Source organism: Enterococcus mundtii (assembly GCF_013394305.1).
Taxonomy (GTDB): Bacteria; Bacillota; Bacilli; order Lactobacillales; family Enterococcaceae; genus Enterococcus_B; species Enterococcus_B pernyi.
On the sequence record NZ_AP019810.1, the window covers coordinates 1,503,279 to 1,520,987 of the forward strand.

11 protein-coding genes are annotated in these 17,709 nt (G+C 39.7%); 5 read left to right on the top strand and 6 right to left on the bottom strand.

The window, feature by feature from the left end; translation table 11 throughout:
* Positions 1 to 406 precede the first annotated feature (406 nt).
* On the bottom strand, positions 407 to 874 hold the full coding sequence (locus HZ311_RS07170; protein ID WP_010733931.1) for a Dps family protein: 468 nt from the start codon (positions 872 to 874) through the stop codon (positions 407 to 409).
* Between the two features lie 166 nt (positions 875 to 1,040).
* Positions 1,041 to 2,594, bottom strand: a complete 1,554-nt coding sequence (locus HZ311_RS07175) for a gluconokinase (protein ID WP_041684534.1) — start codon at positions 2,592 to 2,594, stop codon at positions 1,041 to 1,043.
* Between the two features lie 56 nt (positions 2,595 to 2,650).
* Here HZ311_RS07175 and HZ311_RS07180 point away from each other — a divergent pair, with 56 nt between their 5' ends.
* Complete coding sequence (locus HZ311_RS07180; protein WP_010733928.1) at positions 2,651 to 3,325, top strand: prepilin peptidase; 675 nt, start codon at positions 2,651 to 2,653, stop codon at positions 3,323 to 3,325.
* An 89-nt stretch (positions 3,326 to 3,414) separates the two neighbouring features.
* Here HZ311_RS07180 and msrA read toward each other — a convergent pair whose 3' ends face one another.
* From msrA to rpoB, 3 genes are all read right to left on the bottom strand, one after another.
* A complete protein-coding gene (gene msrA / locus HZ311_RS07185) occupies positions 3,415 to 3,939 on the bottom strand; it encodes a peptide-methionine (S)-S-oxide reductase MsrA (protein WP_023520561.1) in 525 nt (174 codons plus the stop codon).
* 287 nt (positions 3,940 to 4,226) lie between these two features.
* Positions 4,227 to 7,880 carry a DNA-directed RNA polymerase subunit beta' gene (rpoC, locus tag HZ311_RS07190; RefSeq protein WP_023520562.1) on the bottom strand — a complete coding sequence of 1,218 codons (3,654 nt, stop codon included), beginning with the start codon at positions 7,878 to 7,880 and terminating at the stop codon, positions 4,227 to 4,229.
* Between the two features lie 80 nt (positions 7,881 to 7,960).
* Positions 7,961 to 11,578: a DNA-directed RNA polymerase subunit beta gene (gene rpoB, locus HZ311_RS07195; RefSeq protein ID WP_010733925.1), complete on the bottom strand. Its 3,618-nt coding sequence runs from the start codon at positions 11,576 to 11,578 to the stop codon at positions 7,961 to 7,963.
* 478 nt (positions 11,579 to 12,056) lie between these two features.
* Between rpoB and HZ311_RS07200 the strand changes: the two genes are divergently transcribed.
* On the top strand, positions 12,057 to 13,040 hold the full coding sequence (locus HZ311_RS07200) for a biotin--[acetyl-CoA-carboxylase] ligase (RefSeq protein ID WP_023520563.1): 984 nt from the start codon (positions 12,057 to 12,059) through the stop codon (positions 13,038 to 13,040).
* 695 nt (positions 13,041 to 13,735) lie between these two features.
* On the opposite strand, the gene HZ311_RS07205 is transcribed toward HZ311_RS07200, so the two are convergent.
* A complete protein-coding gene (locus HZ311_RS07205; protein WP_023520564.1) occupies positions 13,736 to 13,969 on the bottom strand; it encodes a hypothetical protein in 234 nt (77 codons plus the stop codon).
* Between the two features lie 667 nt (positions 13,970 to 14,636).
* On the opposite strand from HZ311_RS07205, the gene HZ311_RS07210 reads away from it, so the two are divergent.
* The 3 genes from HZ311_RS07210 to HZ311_RS07220 all read left to right on the top strand — a co-directional run bounded on the left by HZ311_RS07210 (position 14,637) and on the right by HZ311_RS07220 (position 17,668).
* Positions 14,637 to 15,203: a hypothetical protein gene (locus HZ311_RS07210; RefSeq protein WP_137073062.1), complete on the top strand. Its 567-nt coding sequence runs from the start codon at positions 14,637 to 14,639 to the stop codon at positions 15,201 to 15,203.
* Between the two features lie 690 nt (positions 15,204 to 15,893).
* Positions 15,894 to 16,673 carry a hypothetical protein gene (locus HZ311_RS07215; protein WP_137073063.1) on the top strand — a complete coding sequence of 260 codons (780 nt, stop codon included), beginning with the start codon at positions 15,894 to 15,896 and terminating at the stop codon, positions 16,671 to 16,673.
* Positions 16,674 to 16,900: 227 nt separating this feature from the next.
* Positions 16,901 to 17,668 (top strand): hypothetical protein, encoded by a 768-nt coding sequence (locus tag HZ311_RS07220; RefSeq protein ID WP_023520568.1) that lies wholly within the window; start codon positions 16,901 to 16,903, stop codon positions 17,666 to 17,668.
* The last annotated feature ends 41 nt before the right edge of the window (positions 17,669 to 17,709 follow it).

Sequence of the window (17,709 nt, forward strand, 5' to 3'; positions counted from 1 at the left end):
GAGTGTTGCCCATTCGCTCCATGTTTTTTCATCTTTCGCTGGCGAAGTGCCACTTAAATCAATCGCAACAGCCGGACGCGAGGTCGCTTCTTTGAAGATCGATCACTCGCAAAGGCTAAGAGTGTCGGTTGGAAAACCGACGACAACAACATTACAACCATCAACAACGAGAACCATTTCTTTTTCACTTTCATGTTTTTTGCTCCTTTTCTTTTTTATTTACATCGTGAGTATATCGTAAGAAAAGCAAGCGCTTAATAAAAGTGAAGATTCTCATGAAACGAATTTTTCCCATTCTCAGAAAATAAATTTCTGCTGTAATTAATAGAAAAAATAACACCCTGTCGAAACACGTCTCAATGGATGTGTGTCAACAGGGTGTCTCTTATAGTTGTGATTCGCTTGTTTATGCGTCGATTCCTGGTGCTTTACCTAGATGTGCTTGTATCATCCAGATGCGTTTTTCTGTTGCTGCTTTAAATTCAATAAACATATCTTGCGTAGGATCGTCGCCTTCTTCACCAGCAGCGTCAATTCCTTTTTGGAAAAGATCTGCTAAGTAGCGGTAACCAGCTACTAGTGTTTCTAAACGTTCTTCCATCGTGCGATCCCAACGACCAACTTCATCAGGGATTTTTGTGTTGTCTGCAAATTCACGTAATGTTGAATAAGGTGAACCATCTAATGTGATCAAACGTTCTGAGATTTCATCTAATTGTTCATTCAAGTCGTCCATGAAGCTGTCCATCATTGGATGCAATGTCAAAAATCCAGGACCTCTCATATACCAATGTGTTTGGTGGACGATCACCGACATTTGGCTTAAATCTGCTACTAATTGATTCAATACTTCTTTTGTTTGTTGAAATTTCATGTAATTCTGCCTCCTCGCATTTGCCTATATTAAAATCATAGTAAACTTTGAGGGAAAAGTACACTAAAATCTTTTAGATGAGAACGATTTTCATCCCCAGAGTAATGCTTTTTTTAAATAGCAAAAAATCCGCAAACCAAATAGAAAATATAACTAATGTCATCATTTACGATTCGCCTTCTTCATCTATCATCTCTATTGATAGAGTCTCTCGTAGTTCCGCAAATAACTGAGAATAGCGGCTTAATTCTTGTTGTGTCGAAACAAATAAAGGATATATTTTGTTGTACATGCGGCTGGCTTTTTTCTGAACAGCCACTTGTTGTGCTAATTCAATATATGCGGAAGCTTCACCTAATGTTTCGATTCTGCCTTGGCTCTGCCAACCTAATATGACTGCCCCTAACGCTGAGGCTTCTTTAACTTTTGGAAAACGGATGGGTTGTCCCAATACATCTGCCATGATCTGCCGAAATAACACTGATTGAGCAAAGCCACCAGTTGCACGTAACTCAATCACTTGATCGGGTGGACAGATACCTCGCAAAATTCGTTTGAGATTAAAACAAACCCCTTCCAGGACCGCTCGCATCATGTCTTTTTCCGTATGCCATCGTTGTAGACCAATAAAACTTCCAAATGCCTCCGCATCCCACAAAGGTGCTCGTTCCCCCAATAAATACGGTTGAAAAATCAGTCCATTGGCGCCAGGCGGGACAAAAGCGATTTCCGAAAGGATTGCTTGATACGGATCTGCACCTTGTTCCTTGGCTCGTTGAACGACATCTTGCATCAATGTATGGACCGCCCAATCAAAGATCCCTGCGCCATTACTGGTTGCTCCTCCGATGACCCAGTGTGTTTGATCCAAAACATAACAGAAGGTTTCCATTGTTGGATGGAGCTTTGGGCGATTCGAAATAAATCGTAATGCGCCACTGGTACCGACAGTCAGCGCTGCCGTCGTCTCACCAAATGCACCTAAGCCTAAATTGGATAATGGCCCATCGGCTCCACCTAAAATAAATGGAATTTCTTGATCAAAATGAAATCTCGTACGGGCTTGTTCTGTTAATTTCGTGAACTGGGTAGTCGCAGGTGCTACTCTCGGTAATTGCTCTTCTTGTATCCCTAACTCTTCAAGAATAGGCTCTGACCATTGGAAACGGTAGATATCAAAGTACCCTGTGCCAGAAGCAGTACTATAATCACTGACTAATTCAGCAAACAGCTCATAAAAAAGATAGTCTTTGATCCCTACAAAATAAGCCGCTTGCTCAAATAAATCAGGAAACTCGTTTTTCAACCAATTGATTTTGATCAATGGTGTCATTGGATGGATCGGCGTACCCGTCCGTTCATAGATCACTCGACCTTTTTCAGTTGCTTTTAATTTTTCTGCTTCATTGACGGCACGAGTGTCTGCCCAAGTAAACATACGAGTTAAAGGTTTTTTATTTTTATCTAATAAAATCAAGCTGTGCATGGCTGTTGAAAATGAAATGAATTGGATTGTCTGTGCGGGTAACTGTTGGATCACTTCATTGATGACCGTATACACTGCATGGACGATCAATTCCTGATCTTGTTCAGCCATGCCTTGAATTTCTTGGATCAGCGGGTAATGAAAGTAGGCTGTAGCTACTTCTTCTGCTTGTTCATTGAATGCAACTGCTTTCGTTTGCGTAGTACCGATATCGACCCCGACTGCAATCATTATTTTTTCCACCTCTCTTCTCCTTTTTTGCGTATCTTAATCAAAAGGAGGTTGGTCTGATGTTTCTTTATTTTATCATTGGTTGTTGCTTTGGTTCTTTTTTGTGCTTAGTCGCACAACGCGTTCCTCAAGACCTTTCTATTATTTCCCCTCGTTCACATTGTGTCAACTGTCACCAAACATTGCGTTGGTATGAGTTGATTCCATTACTTTCGATTGTCATGCAACGATTTCGTTGCCGCTCTTGTCAGACCAAACTTTCACCCATGTATCCACTGGCAGAGTTGATCAGCGGTACGCTATTTATGTATGCAGGATGCTATTCGCCAGATACAGTTCATTTGATTTGGCTATTCACTGCTTTTTTATTTTCGTTGATGGATATTTTTTACCTTGCGATCGACACTCGCATCCTCTATTTCTCATGGACTTTCTTATGGGCCTACTGGGTGCTGACTGAGCAGTTTCACTTAGAAACCAGCTTAGCGTTCGGCTTGATCAGTTACGGTTTGCTGCGTTATGGGCAAGCTTATTTAGGCGCAGGCGATACGTTACTCTTACTTAGTTGGAGTGGTGGGTTAGCCTCCACACATTTTCTCATGCTTATGTTTATCGCAAGTTGTCTTGGTTTAAGTTATTTTTGTATCACTGCTTTATTCCATAAGAAAAGAAAGCATCTCCCTTTCGTTCCTTTTCTGAGTATTGCCTTATGGTTGGTCCTCTATTTCCGATAGCACAAAAAAGAAGAAGCATCTAGAACAAAATGTCCGACCTTCCTCTTTTCTTATTACTTAAAATTCATATTTTCTAGTAACTTATACTGCTAGTCTTTCCAGTTTTTTCTAAGGAATCCCGCCCGACCAGAGCCTTCACGATACAACTGATAATGGATCTTGTTTTTCTTGTAGTAATCTTGATGATACTCCTCTGCGGGATAAAAGGTCGTACGAGGTTCGATCTTTGTGACGATCGGTTGATCGAAACGGCCACTTGCTTGTAACTGTTGTTTTGAGTTTTCTGCGGCTTCACGTTCTGCTTCATCACTATAATAAATGACCGGACGATAAGAGTCCCCACGATCAGCAAACTGCCCTAAAGCATCTGTCGGATCGGTCTGTTGCCAATAAATCTCGACCAATTGTGCATAGGTGATGATTTCAGGATTATATTCGATTTCTACCGCTTCCGTATGACCTGTTGTTCCAGTCGTCACTTGTTCGTAGGTTGGATTTGGTACATGTCCTCCAGTATAACCGGAAGTAACGGAGAGGATACCTGGTTGTGTTTCAAACGGTTTGACCATACACCAAAAACAGCCACCTGCAAATACAGCTTTTTTCACTGCCATTTCTTATCAGCTCCTTTGGTTTTATCATACTCGTTTTCATTGAAATAAATAGTAATATGCTTATTTTACCCCCTACCGGTATTTTTAGCCTATTTTTATTGTTTTTCTTTTAATATTTGAAAACTTGTGGATAAATTTTGGTACACATAATAATTATCCCCTGTGGATATCTATTACCATTTCTTTTATCCACAGTTACCTTTTACTTCCTTGATTCTAGTTTATCCACAAAAAAAAGGTCAAGTCCCTCAAACAGGAACTTGACTTTCTTTATGTGAACTCATGGTTTATCGTGTTTGTTCATTCATTGCATCTTCGGCAGCCATTTGTGCTTCGATGTCAGAAATACTATACACGTTTTCACTTGCAACGCCAACTTCTTTTGGTTCCATGTTGCGGTAACGTGGCATACCAGTACCAGCTGGAATGATCTTACCGATGATAACATTTTCTTTCAAACCAAGAAGTGGATCTTTTTTGCCTCGGATCGCAGCATCAGTCAAGACACGAGTTGTTTCTTGGAAGGATGCAGCTGATAAGAAGCTGTTTGTTTCTAATGATGCTTTTGTGATACCTAGCAAGACTGGACGAGATGTCGCAGGAACGCCACCAGCAACTAACGTATTGTAGTTTTGGTCTTTGAAGTCTGCGATATCTAACAGTGTACCTGGCAAGATTTCTGTATCGCCTGGGTCCATGACGCGCACTTTACGAAGCATTTGGCGAACCATTACTTCGATATGTTTGTCGCCGATTTCTACCCCTTGCATACGGTAAACGCGTTGTACTTCACGTAATAGATAGTTTTCAACAGATAGAACGTCACGTACTTGCAACAATTGTTTCGGATCGATTGATCCTTCTGTCAATGGTGCACCACGATGGATCATATCGCCTTCAGCGACTTTCATACGTGCAGTATAAGGCACTGTATACGTACGTGTATCTGTTTTCCCTTTGATTGTTACTTCTTTGGTACGTGTAGCAGGATCTTCAGAGATATCGATGACATCCCCTGTTACTTCAGTAATCACTGCTTGCCCTTTCGGATTACGTGCTTCAAAGATTTCTTGGACACGAGGAAGACCTTGAGTGATATCATCTCCGGCAACCCCACCCGTATGGAACGTACGCATTGTTAACTGAGTACCTGGTTCACCGATTGATTGAGCGGCGATCGTACCAACTGCTTCTCCGACTTCAACGTCAGAACCAGTTGCCAAGTTACGTCCGTAACAATGTTTGCAGACACCATGTTTTGTGTTACATGTGAAGACAGAACGGATCGTTACAGTTTCAACACCTGCATCAACGATTTGTTTTGCGACATCTTCAGAGATCAATTGATTTCCGGCAATGATCATTTCGTTGGTTTCAGGATGACGAACTTCTTTACGTGTGTAACGTCCAATCAAACGATCTTCAAGAGATTCGATGATTTCATTTCCTTCACGGATTGCTTGGATCTCAAGACCGCGGTCAGTGCCACAATCTTCTTCACGAATGATGACATCTTGGGCAACGTCAACTAAACGACGTGTCAAGTAACCAGAATCGGCTGTCTTCAAGGCTGTATCGGTCATTCCTTTACGAGCCCCGTGAGTTGAGATAAACATTTCCAAGACAGAAAGTCCTTCGCGGAAGTTCGAAATGATCGGCAATTCCATGATACGTCCATTCGGTGCTGCCATCAATCCACGCATACCAGCAAGCTGAGTAAAGTTGGAGATGTTACCACGGGCACCAGAATCTGACATCATGAAGATTGGGTTTTTCGCTTCCAAACCTTCCATCAGTTTTTGTTGGATGCTGTCTTTCGCAGCGTTCCAAACAGCGATTACTCGTTCATAACGCTCGTCATCAGTGATCAATCCACGACGGAATTGCTTCGTGATCGACTCTACTTGTTTATGTGCTTCGTCAATGATCACTTGTTTTTCATTCAAGACACTGATGTCGGCGATCCCTACAGTGATACCTGCATGTGTTGAATGTTTGTATCCTAAGTCTTTCATACGGTCAAGCATCTTAGATGTTTCAGTTACTTTGAAACGTTTGAAGACTTCGGCGATGATGTTTCCTAAGTTTTTCTTCTTGAATGGTAAAACTAGTTCTTGTTCTTTGATGTGAGCAGGAATATCTGTTCCAGCTTCAACAAAGTATTTGTCCGGTGTTTGGACAGTCAAGTTGAAGTCAGTTGGCTCATTCAAGTAAGGGAATTCTGGTGGCATGATCTCGTTAAAGATGATCTTACCAACAGTCGTGATCATCGTGCGTTCTTTTTGCCATTCTGTAAATGGTTTGTCCCCTAATGTCGTTGGGTTCACACCAATACGTGAATGTAAATGAACGTAGCCATTACGCCATGCGATGACTGCTTCGTTTTGGTCTCTAAAGACCATTCCTTCGCCTTCACGACCTTCTTCTTCCATTGTTAGGTAGTAGTTTCCTAAAACCATATCCTGAGAAGGTGTAACGACTGGTTTACCATCTTTTGGATTCAAGATGTTTTGAGCAGCTAACATCAGCATACGTGCTTCTGCTTGTGCTTCTTCGTTCAACGGTACGTGAACGGCCATTTGGTCTCCATCGAAATCGGCATTATAAGCTTCACATACCAATGGATGCAAACGGATCGCACGACCTTGGACAAGAACTGGTTCAAATGCTTGGATACCTAATCTGTGAAGCGTAGGTGCCCGGTTCAATAGAACTGGATGTTCTTTGATGACGTCTTCTAAGACATCCCAAACTTCATCTTCTTGACGTTCGATTTTGCGTTTCGCATTTTTGATGTTTGAAGCAAGTTCACGTTGAACTAATTCGCGCATCACGAATGGTTTGAACAATTCGATCGCCATTTCTTTTGGTAATCCACATTGGTACATTTTCAAGAAAGGACCTACGACGATAACTGAACGACCAGAGTAGTCGACACGTTTACCAAGTAAGTTTTGACGGAAACGACCTTGTTTCCCTTTCAACATATGAGAAAGAGATTTCAATGGGCGGTTACCTGGTCCTGTGACAGGACGGCCACGACGACCGTTATCGATCAACGCATCTACCGCTTCTTGTAACATCCGTTTTTCATTTTGAACGATGATTCCTGGTGCATTCAAGTCTAACAAACGTTTCAAACGATTGTTACGGTTGATCACACGACGATATAGATCGTTCAAGTCACTTGTTGCAAAACGTCCACCTTCTAATTGGACCATTGGTCGTAGATCTGGTGGGATGACAGGGATAACGTCCATGACCATCCAGCTTGGTTCATTGCCAGAAGCACGGAATGCTTCTAAAATGTCCAAACGACGGATCGCGCGTGTACGTTTTTGTCCTTGTGCAGATTTCAACTCTTCTTTCAATTCAGCCGCTTCGCCATCCAAATCAACGTTATCAAGTAATTGTTTGATTGCTTCCGCGCCCATTGCTGCTTGGAATTCTTGGCCATATTGTTCACGTTTTTCGCGGTATTCGCGTTCAGTCAACAATTGTTTTTTCTCTAAGCTTGTGTTTCCTGGTTCAATAACAACATATGAGGCAAAGTAAATGATTTCTTCTAATGCGCGTGGGCTCATGTCTAATACAAGACCCATACGAGAAGGAATACCTTTGAAATACCAGATATGTGAAACAGGTGCTGCTAATTCGATATGACCCATACGTTCACGACGAACTTTTGAACGAGTCACTTCCACACCACAGCGATCACAAACGATTCCTTTATAACGGATACGTTTGTATTTTCCGCAGGCACATTCCCAGTCTTTTGTAGGACCAAAAATCCGCTCACAGAACAACCCTTCGCGCTCAGGTTTTAAGGTACGATAGTTAATCGTCTCAGGTTTTTTTACTTCACCGTAAGACCAGCTTCTGATTTTTTCGGGAGAAGCCAAACCTATTTGCATACTTTCGAATTTATTTACATCGATCAAAAGGGGTTCCCTCCATTTCGTTTAATGGCAAAACCGTAAGGCGGCTGATCTTCGACCGCCTCACAGTATCTCAGACCGGATTAGTCTAAATTATCTTCTGCGGTTTCAAAGTTTTGGATGATATCTTGTCTTTCATCTTCGACTTGTTCAGCAGCTTGTTTTTCTAGTTCTTTTGCTGTTTGTTGTTCAGCGAATTTTGTCAAAGCATCCACTGTGATCAAATCATCGTCTTCGTCATCCATGTCGCGAAGTTCGATCTCGCTGTCTTGGATGTCTAGGACACGCATGTCTAATCCTAGTGATTGTAATTCTTTGACTAATACGCGGAAGGATTCAGGTACACCTGGTTTTGGAATTGGTTCACCTTTGACGATTGCTTCGTATGTTTTCACACGTCCGACTACGTCATCTGATTTGTATGTCAAGATTTCTTGTAAGGTATAAGCCGCACCGTATGCTTCCAGTGCCCAAACTTCCATTTCCCCAAAACGTTGTCCACCAAATTGCGCTTTACCACCTAATGGTTGTTGCGTAACTAGTGAGTAAGGTCCAATTGAACGTGCATGTAACTTATCGTCAACCATGTGAGCAAGTTTGATCATGTACATCACACCGACAGACACACGTCCGTCAAATGGTTCACCTGTACGTCCGTCATAAAGAACAGTTTTCGCATCGCTAGCCATACCAGCTTCACGAACTGTTTCCCATACGTCTTCATCACTTGCACCATCAAATACTGGTGTTGCTACGTGGATGCCTAATTGACGCGCAGCCATCCCTAAATGCAATTCCAATACTTGTCCGATGTTCATACGTGATGGTACCCCTAGTGGGTTCAACATGATGTCGATCGGTGTTCCATCAGGTAAGAATGGCATATCTTCTTCCGGCATAATACGGGAAACAACCCCTTTATTACCGTGACGTCCGGCCATTTTATCCCCTTCATGGATTTTACGTTTTTGAACGATATACACACGAACTAACATGTTGACACCTGGTGATAATTCATCGCCAGCTTCACGAGTAAAGATCTTCACATCGTGAACGATCCCGCCTCCACCATGCGGTACACGTAGAGAAGTATCACGTACTTCACGTGCTTTTTCACCGAAGATCGCATGCAATAAACGTTCTTCTGCTGAAAGTTCAGTTACCCCTTTTGGTGTTACTTTACCGACTAATAGGTCACCGTCTTGGACTTCCGCCCCAATACGAATGATCCCCATTTCGTCTAAGTCTTTCAATGCGTCTTCACCGACGTTCGGGATTTCGCGAGTGATTTCTTCAGGTCCTAATTTTGTATCACGAGCTTCTGATTCATATTCTTCAATATGGATCGATGTGTACACATCGTCTTTGACAAGACGACGACTCATGATGATCGCATCTTCGTAGTTGTATCCTTCCCAAGTCATGAAACCGACTAAGACGTTTTGTCCTAGAGCCATTTCACCTTGTTCCATTGATGGGCCGTCTGCCAAGGTATCCCCTTTTTCGACTTTCTCACCTAAATGAACGATTGGGCGTTGGTTGTAACTTGTTCCAGAGTTTGAACGACGGAATTTTGTTACTGAATATTTGTCTAATGCGCCATTGTCACGACGTACGCGGATCTCAGAAGCATCAACAAATTCAACTACACCATCGTGTTTACATAGTAACGCAGCTCCTGAGTCATGAGCTGATTTATATTCCATACCAGTACCAACCCAAGGTGCTTGTGGATTGATCAATGGCACTGCTTGACGCTGCATGTTGGCACCCATCAAGGCACGGTTGGAGTCATCGTTTTCCAAGAAAGGAATACATGCTGTCGCTACCGCAACTACTTGTTTCGGTGAAACGTCCATATAATCGACTTTATCGATCGATACTTCTAAGTTTTCACTTTGGGCACGAGCCATGACGATTTCTTCAGCAAATGTACCGTCATCATTCAACTTACTGTTTGCTTGGGCAACGATATAATGGTCCTCGATGTCTGCTGTCAAGTAATCGATTTGTTCTGTCACACGGCCAGTTTCACGATCAACACGACGATACGGCGTTTCGATAAAACCAAATTTGTTTACTTTCGCGTAACTAGATAAACTATTGATCAACCCTATATTTGGTCCCTCAGGCGTTTCGATCGGACACATACGGCCATAGTGGGAGTAGTGAACGTCACGTACTTCATAGCCGGCACGGTCACGAGTCAAACCACCAGGTCCTAAGGCAGAAAGACGACGTTTGTGTGTCAATTCGCCCAATGGATTTGTTTGGTCCATGAACTGAGACAATTGTGAAGAACCAAAGAATTCTTTGATACTTGCGACAACTGGACGGATGTTGATCAATTGTTGTGGTGTCAATGTTTCTGTATCTTGGATCGACATTCTTTCACGTACAACACGTTCCATACGTGCTAATCCGATACGGAATTGATTTTGTAAAAGTTCTCCGACAGAACGGATACGACGATTTCCTAAGTGGTCGATATCGTCCACGTTGCCGATGCCTTCCATCAAGTTCAAGAAGTAGCTCATTGAAGCAACGATATCCGCTGGACGAACAGTTTTCACTGTTGTGTCTGGGTAGCCGTTACCGATCACGTTGACTTCACGTTCTGGGTCTTTTGGTGAAAAGACTTTGATCACTTGGACAGTCATTGGATCAGTGACTACGCCATCTTCTGTTGGGTAGTAAGTCACTGAGTTCAAACCATTGTCGATGAACGGTGCTAATGTTTCCATCACTTGATGGGTCAAAGCTGTTCCTTTTTCAACAATGATCTCGCCTGTTTCAGGATCAACCAACGTTTCAGCTAACGTTAAGTTCAATAGACGTGTTTTCAAGTCTAATTTTTTGTTTACTTTGTAACGACCAACATTTGCTAAGTCGTAACGTTTTGGATCAAAGAAGCGGGCATTCAGCAAGTTACGTGAACTATCTGCTGTTTTTGGTTCGCCTGGGCGAAGACGCTCGTAGATATCTTTTAATCCTTCTTCTGTTCTAGAATCACTTGCATTTTTGTGTAAATCTTTTTCGATCGTGTTACGTAATGTTTCACTATCCCCAAAGATTTCAAAAATCGTGTCATCTGAACCGAAACCTAATGCACGAACTAACACAGTCAATGGAATCTTACGTGTGCGGTCGATACGTACATAAGAGATGTCTTTTGCATCAGTTTCCATTTCTAACCATGCACCACGGTTAGGGATCACAGTGGAACCGAATCCTTCTTTACCGTTTTTGTCTACTTTCCCATGGAAGTAAACACCTGGTGAACGGACTAATTGGGAAACGATAACACGTTCCGCACCGTTGATGATGAATGTACCTTGCTCTGTCATCAATGGGAAATCACCGAAGAATACTTCTTGAGCTTTGATTTCGCCTGTTTCACGGTTTGTTAAACGTAAAGTCACATGTAATGGTGCAGAGTAATTTGCGTCATGTGCGCGTGCTTCTGCTACTGTGTACTTTGGTTCTTTCAATTCATAATCTACAAATTCCAAAGAAAGATTGCCATTGAAGTCATCGATTGGCAAAATATCTTCAAACATTTCTCTTAGTCCTTCATCCAAGAACCATTGGTACGAGTCTGTTTGAATTTCGATCAAATTTGGTAATTCCAACACTTCACTGATTCGTGCGAAACTTCTACGTTCGCGATGTTTTCCGTATTTTACTACGTGTCCAGCCAAGCTCTTCACCCCTCTAAAATGTCATTCAAAAAGACTACCCGATCAATTGTTACAATAATATTAAAAATATTATATTTAGGTAACAACAGACATTTTTTGCGGCTTTTAGGCAAAAAAAAACCAAAAATAGAACGTTCTCTTGAGTACTTGCCTACGTGAGCTTCTACTTTTGTTTCCTTATATTAAAGCCGAAACGGACAATATTTCGTTTCTGCCTTCGCTTCATCAGATAGTTTTTGCAACTTCATATAATACACTGTTTAAACGTAAAAGTCAACACTTCCTGGCGTTTCCTGTAAATTTTCGTAATTGTTTCTTAATCTTTCTTTTTTGTTCCAATTTCGTCCATTCCTAATTGAGTGACTCTTCCTTACAAAATCTTTTCGTCTTTATAGCGACTCAAACAAAAAGTATGACGCGCTGTCCTCATTCGATCGTAAATCTGCTAATATATAAATAGTAGAAAGGAGCTTGATCGATGACGACAAAAGCCAAGGTACTACACCTTTTAAAAAATACTCCGACATTTCTATCCGGTGAAAAAATCGCCCAACAACTGAATGTCTCCCGAACGAGTATTTGGAAAGCCATCAAAGAATTAGAAAAAGAAGGTTTTCGCTTTGAACATCAAGCGAAAGGGTATCGTTATCTCCCCTCCGATGTATTGGATCCTGTAGAGATTTCCCAAGCATTATCTTCTTTTGACGTTCAAGTGAACGTTTTATCACAATCGGAATCGACGATGAAAGATGCTAAATCGGCATCTAATATGGATACTACGAAACCTAGTTTATTTATCGCGGATACACAAGAACAAGCCCATGGACGTTTTGGACGTTCCTTTTTCGCTCAACCAAGTCAAGGAATCTACATGAGCTTATTATTGCATCCACAAAAGCATTTTGAGGAATTGCCACAATATACGTTGATTGCTGCCAGTGCATGTGTCAAAGCGATTCAAGAAACGACAGGAAAACATGCCATGATCAAATGGGTCAACGATATCTACCTTGAAGGGAAAAAGGTTTGTGGAATTTTATCTGAAGCGGTAAGCGATATGGAAAGTGGTGAAATTCGTTCGGTGATTATTGGTGTGGGCTTGAATTTTTCGATCCCTCACACGCAATTTCCTGATGAGATCCAGCAAAAAGCGACCTCCTTGTTTCCTGATGGTGAAGCATCGATGACTAGAAATCAATTGATCTGCGCGATTTGGAAACATTTCTTTAGGTATTTAGCCGACCATTCGCACACCTATTTTGATCTTTACACAGAACGGTCATTTGTCCTAGGTAAGTCTGTCAGCTTTACCCGAAAAGGAAAATCTTATCAAGGAATTGCCCAGGCAATCGGTCCAAAAGGAGAACTGATCGTAGATACGCCAAACCAGCGCTTCCAACTACTCTCTGGTGAAGTCAGCTTAACAGAAATCGATGGGCTACCATCAGCAAAAAGAGGCTAGTTCGTTTCCTAGCCTCTTTTTTATCAATGGTGGGTTTGTCATGCTCGCTTTATTTTTCATAAGCTTGATGTCACGAGAAAACATGCAAACTTCTTTACGATGTACTATATTTTTCTACTATATGCTTGATTCTATGTTTGAGGTACTACATTGTGTGTTTTATTTTACTTTTGTGTCTACATCTAATTTCTATGTTTGTTCTATGTTTTAACTCTATGTTCAATATCCTTTTTAAATAGGATAGTACTATGTGCTATTGTCAGTAGCAGTAGAACAATCAAACTACTGCCTGTCAATACTAATGGACACCTGATAACATTTGCCTACGCTTTTATCTAGATGCGCTGTCGCAATCTGTGATGCACGTCGTCAAGCAAGTGAGACCGAGCAACTATTTTTCCCCGAAATAGTTTTCGGCAATCAAGTGATGTTCTATGTGTGTTGTTTCCTCTATTTACTACTTCTAAGTCATTCATAAGCTTATCTATTGAAGACCAACGATCGCTTTCTCCACTTCTTCCTATACGAAACCCTCTTCCATTTAACGCCCCCTTTTTTGTTTTGCTGTCGTTCTGTTTGTATCATAACACATAAAAAAATGAATGAATTCTTTTGTATTGAATTACAACATTTTTTATTTTCACATTAGATTCAGCGATCTCTTACTGGCTCATCCCAACCTCAATGGACTATTCTCAAATTTTGCAAAATTGTAATTGATTCGCTTTAGAAGAAGAAAAATATTCAATCTTCAAGTTGAATTTTTTTATAATCAAACAGCGGATCAAAAATTTATCTGCCGCAGACAAAGGTTGCTGATACTCTTCTTCAATATCACGAAATGAAAAATTTCTTTTCTTCTCACTTAGTTTTGTTACGATCTCAATCACCGTTAATTGCGTTAATTCTGATGTATATTGTTTTCTCACAGCTACTCTCCTTTATTCATAGCGTTCTTTAATTCAGAATATAGCATGGATTTTTTCTTGCTGGGAACAATTTTTTCCAAAAACAAAAAAGATTGTTTTAAATAAACAAATCAATCCATTTGAGTGATTTAATCCACAACATGAACAAACGTCGCTTCTGCTCTGCAATCAGTCAAAATAACATCTTTTAGTAAAAGATCAATACTAAAAATTGACATATTTATTGAAACAATCGGTACATACCACGAGTTGAAAAATGATATTTTTCATATAATATAATAAGGAGAAACTTAAAAAAATATAGAGGTGACAAGACTTTTAAATACACAAGCAATTTAACTATAAATTTAAAAGCGCCAAATCTTTCTGACAACGTCTTTCATAGAATCAGTGAACAATTAGATGTTGTAAAAAAATTCTCACAACAAACAGCATCGATCACCGCTGAAAATATCCAGTTGTCTGCTAAACAAATTAACCAGAAAATTCAGCATTTAAACGCAAAAGACAGAGAGTTAAATGAACAAATCAGGGAAATTAAAAGTGAAGTAAAAAACTTTCGAGCAGAACAGCCAATCCGGATGAATATAACAAGGCAAAAACCAAACTCAATAACGCAAATAAAGAACTAAATAATAATCAAAATAACATCTACAGTCATCGCGCAATGAAGCTTGTCCTAAAAGAACAAGAACGCCGGCAAACGAAAAGTGTTCGCCGAGAATCTGTCGATCAGTCGCCGAGACGACAATCCGTTTCTCAAGTAACATCTGAACCTCGTCAGTCCGTCGCACAAAAGCTTTCTAGGCCTCGGCAATCACTCGCACAGCAACAGGAAAAACGAACAGAAAAAATCGATAACCTAATAGAAAAGATCATAAATACAGAGAAAACAATACAGGCGCTTGCAAAAGAAAGAGATGGTCTCGTTAGCCACCCTAACGTAAAAGAAGAATTCGCTATATATATTGAAGGCATCCAACTTCATCGAAAACAAGCAGATAATCTTTACCGTCAACTGGAGACGATTGATTCAAAAACTGCAACGAAGTTAGAAAAAAAATTTGCTGATTCCCCTTATGGCAAAGTCGCGTGTCCATTAACACCTAAAGAAATCTCTGCAATCAAAGTAGCAAAGGCCAATGAAAAGTTCAATCAATCTTACCGCAACTTATCTCCTGAACCTAAAATGAACAAAAAGCTAAGAATAGACACAGGTAAAACCCTCTCATAGAAAGAGAGAACAGCCGAACATAAGAAGTTTATTCAAGAAACTAAAAAAATGTGCAGAAAATTGAGGCCAAATTGCAAAAGTACCACAAACGCAAAAAATATTTTCGGTCTGATTGCGAATGCTTTCAGAGAAAAAAATCCAAAGTTTAAAGGAAAAAAACTGATTTGATAAACAAATTCGAACAACCGTAAAAAGGTATCCTAAAACCAATATTTAAAAAACAAGTAACTGACGCTCATAATAAAAAAGAACCATAAATGAAAAATCAAAAACTGCGTGGAGATCGAACACAATCACCGAGTTTTAGCAGATCATGATCATCGCCCACACAGATAAAGATTTTCTAGCTAAAGTGGTTCAACAAATCCATATATTTAGTTATTTTATATACTTTATTTCATTACAAAAAGAGACATAAAATTATAATGAAAAAGCTCTGCCATTCGATCAGTCCACCTGCTTCAATTTCAATTTTACAACGTTTTATTATCTCATCATTTATATCAAAAATTTTCCTTAATAGAAATTATTGACACTAATTAGCAATAAAAAGATGTTATGTTTATTTATATATAACAATAAGAGAAGGAGATAGATATGGCTAAGAACAAGCAATATAAACCCAAATTAAACAATGAGGGGAAAACAACGATCACTCACCTCTCGAATCAAATTATCGACTCTGAGAATATGATCGAAAAATTCAAGGCACAACGAAAGGAGCTTGGAGATTCTTCAAAATCTTCAAAAAAATATCAGGAACTGACAGATGCTATCAAAAATCATAGGAAAAGAATTCATGTTTTATATAGAAGAATCGAAAATATTTCACCCGCACATGCGGATAGATTGGAAAAATACATAGATAACCATTTCACTCAAGACAAAAGCGTCACGAAGAGCAATGAAAAAATCATGAATGAACCAATCTATGAAACCATTCCTGAAGTTAGGAAAAAAAGGAAGGAAGAGATCGATGTCCCAATCACATTAAAAAGGGCTCGATCAAAAGAAGAAATTCAGTCGGCTGTTAAATCTGCTAATGTTAGATTCAACGAATCTCATAAAAATATATCTTCAAAGTCATATGATAAAAGAGAGAAAACAATCGAAATCAAAAAAAAACCAATTAAGGATACTAGGAGTCAAAAACTTACGCTAGATAAAGCTGAGAAAAAGTTGCATCAAACGGAAAAAAAACTAGCTACTTTCCAAAAAAGAAAGAAGAGGTTAGTTGGCAGAATCATGAATTTATTTGGTGGGAAAAATAACGAAAAATTAATGAACCAAAAAAAATTATTGATTGATCAAATTAAAATTATAAACGGAGAGCCTGTTAAAGGAATTCTGAAACCGTCATTGACCGAGAAGTTAGCTAACGCACAGGAACAGGTCAAAGTGAACGCCCAAGAAAAAGCAAATCCAACACTGAACAATCGACCAAAAACTAATCCTGCTCTTTCAAAGTAAAACAACTTCACACTAAACAAAATAATCTAGGATATTGATCAAAAAATGATCAATATCCTTTTTCTGCTATCAAACAAGCTTTCCTCCTCGTTGCTTTCTCGCTCGTATTTCAAGAGCAACAAATGCTTACACTAATTTTCCTTACTTAGAAATTATCGATATCAAACACGAAGATTAAAATGCTATTTTTTGTTTATGTAACAAAGATGAGAGATGAGGAACTAATTATGGATAATCGTAAAGAAAATATTATGTCAGTAGAAAAGATGAAACAGCGTTCTAGGAAATTAAGTAAGCATCTACCAAAAAGTCCTGCTACAGAAATCAAACAACTGACAAAAAGCCTGATGAATACAGTAGCTAGAATCCAAGAGCTAAAGGAAAAAAGAGAACAGCTTAGTGATCATTCCACATCTTCAAAAAAATATAGGGAACTAACAGCTGGCATCAAAAATAATGAAAAAAGAGCACAAGAATTACTTGATAAAATCGACAAGTTGTCGCCAAAACAAGTAGATAAACTTGTCGAACGATACACAGACTCTGCTGAACCGATCTACGAAACAATTCCTAGTGATACTAAAAGGAATGAAAAAGATGCGCCACTCCCTGAAATACGTGACCGAACAAAAAAAGAAGTGGTAAATGCTGTTACGGAAGCGAATCGTAAGTTCAATGAAACACATAAAGATATCTCTAAAGAACCTTATGCAAATCGACAGCCAAAAATAAAGTTTGATGCAAAAACATTGATAAATGGAATGGATAAAGAGGAGCCTTCCCAAAAACGCGATCACACAGACAAAGAAGTTGGGAAGGCTAATCATAAGGTGCAGACCCATTCATTACAAAAAAAGATTTCACCTGAGACTCAGAAATTTACATTGAAAGATAGGATCAATCATGCACATCGCCAAACAGAAAACAATCATCTAAAACAAGATAGCCACTCGCGAAACAATCGACCACAAACTAGCCCGAGCCTTGGAAGATAAAAAATAAAAAATCCAGTGATTTCCTTATCAGTCAGGACTGC

Bases quoted from the DNA above. Each gene is read 5' to 3' on its own strand.
- HZ311_RS07220 (WP_023520568.1), top strand. From the start codon at position 16,901: ATGGATAATCGTAAAGAAAATATTATGTCAGTAGAAAAGATGAAACAG.
- HZ311_RS07215 (WP_137073063.1), top strand. From the start codon at position 15,894: ATGATCGAAAAATTCAAGGCACAACGAAAGGAGCTTGGAGATTCTTCA.
- HZ311_RS07170 (WP_010733931.1), bottom strand. From the start codon at position 874: ATGAAATTTCAACAAACAAAAGAAGTATTGAATCAATTAGTAGCAGAT.
- msrA (WP_023520561.1), bottom strand. From the start codon at position 3,939: ATGGCAGTGAAAAAAGCTGTATTTGCAGGTGGCTGTTTTTGGTGTATG.
- HZ311_RS07210 (WP_137073062.1), top strand. From the start codon at position 14,637: ATGAAGCTTGTCCTAAAAGAACAAGAACGCCGGCAAACGAAAAGTGTT.
- HZ311_RS07180 (WP_010733928.1), top strand. From the start codon at position 2,651: ATGTTTCTTTATTTTATCATTGGTTGTTGCTTTGGTTCTTTTTTGTGC.
- HZ311_RS07200 (WP_023520563.1), top strand. From the start codon at position 12,057: ATGACGACAAAAGCCAAGGTACTACACCTTTTAAAAAATACTCCGACA.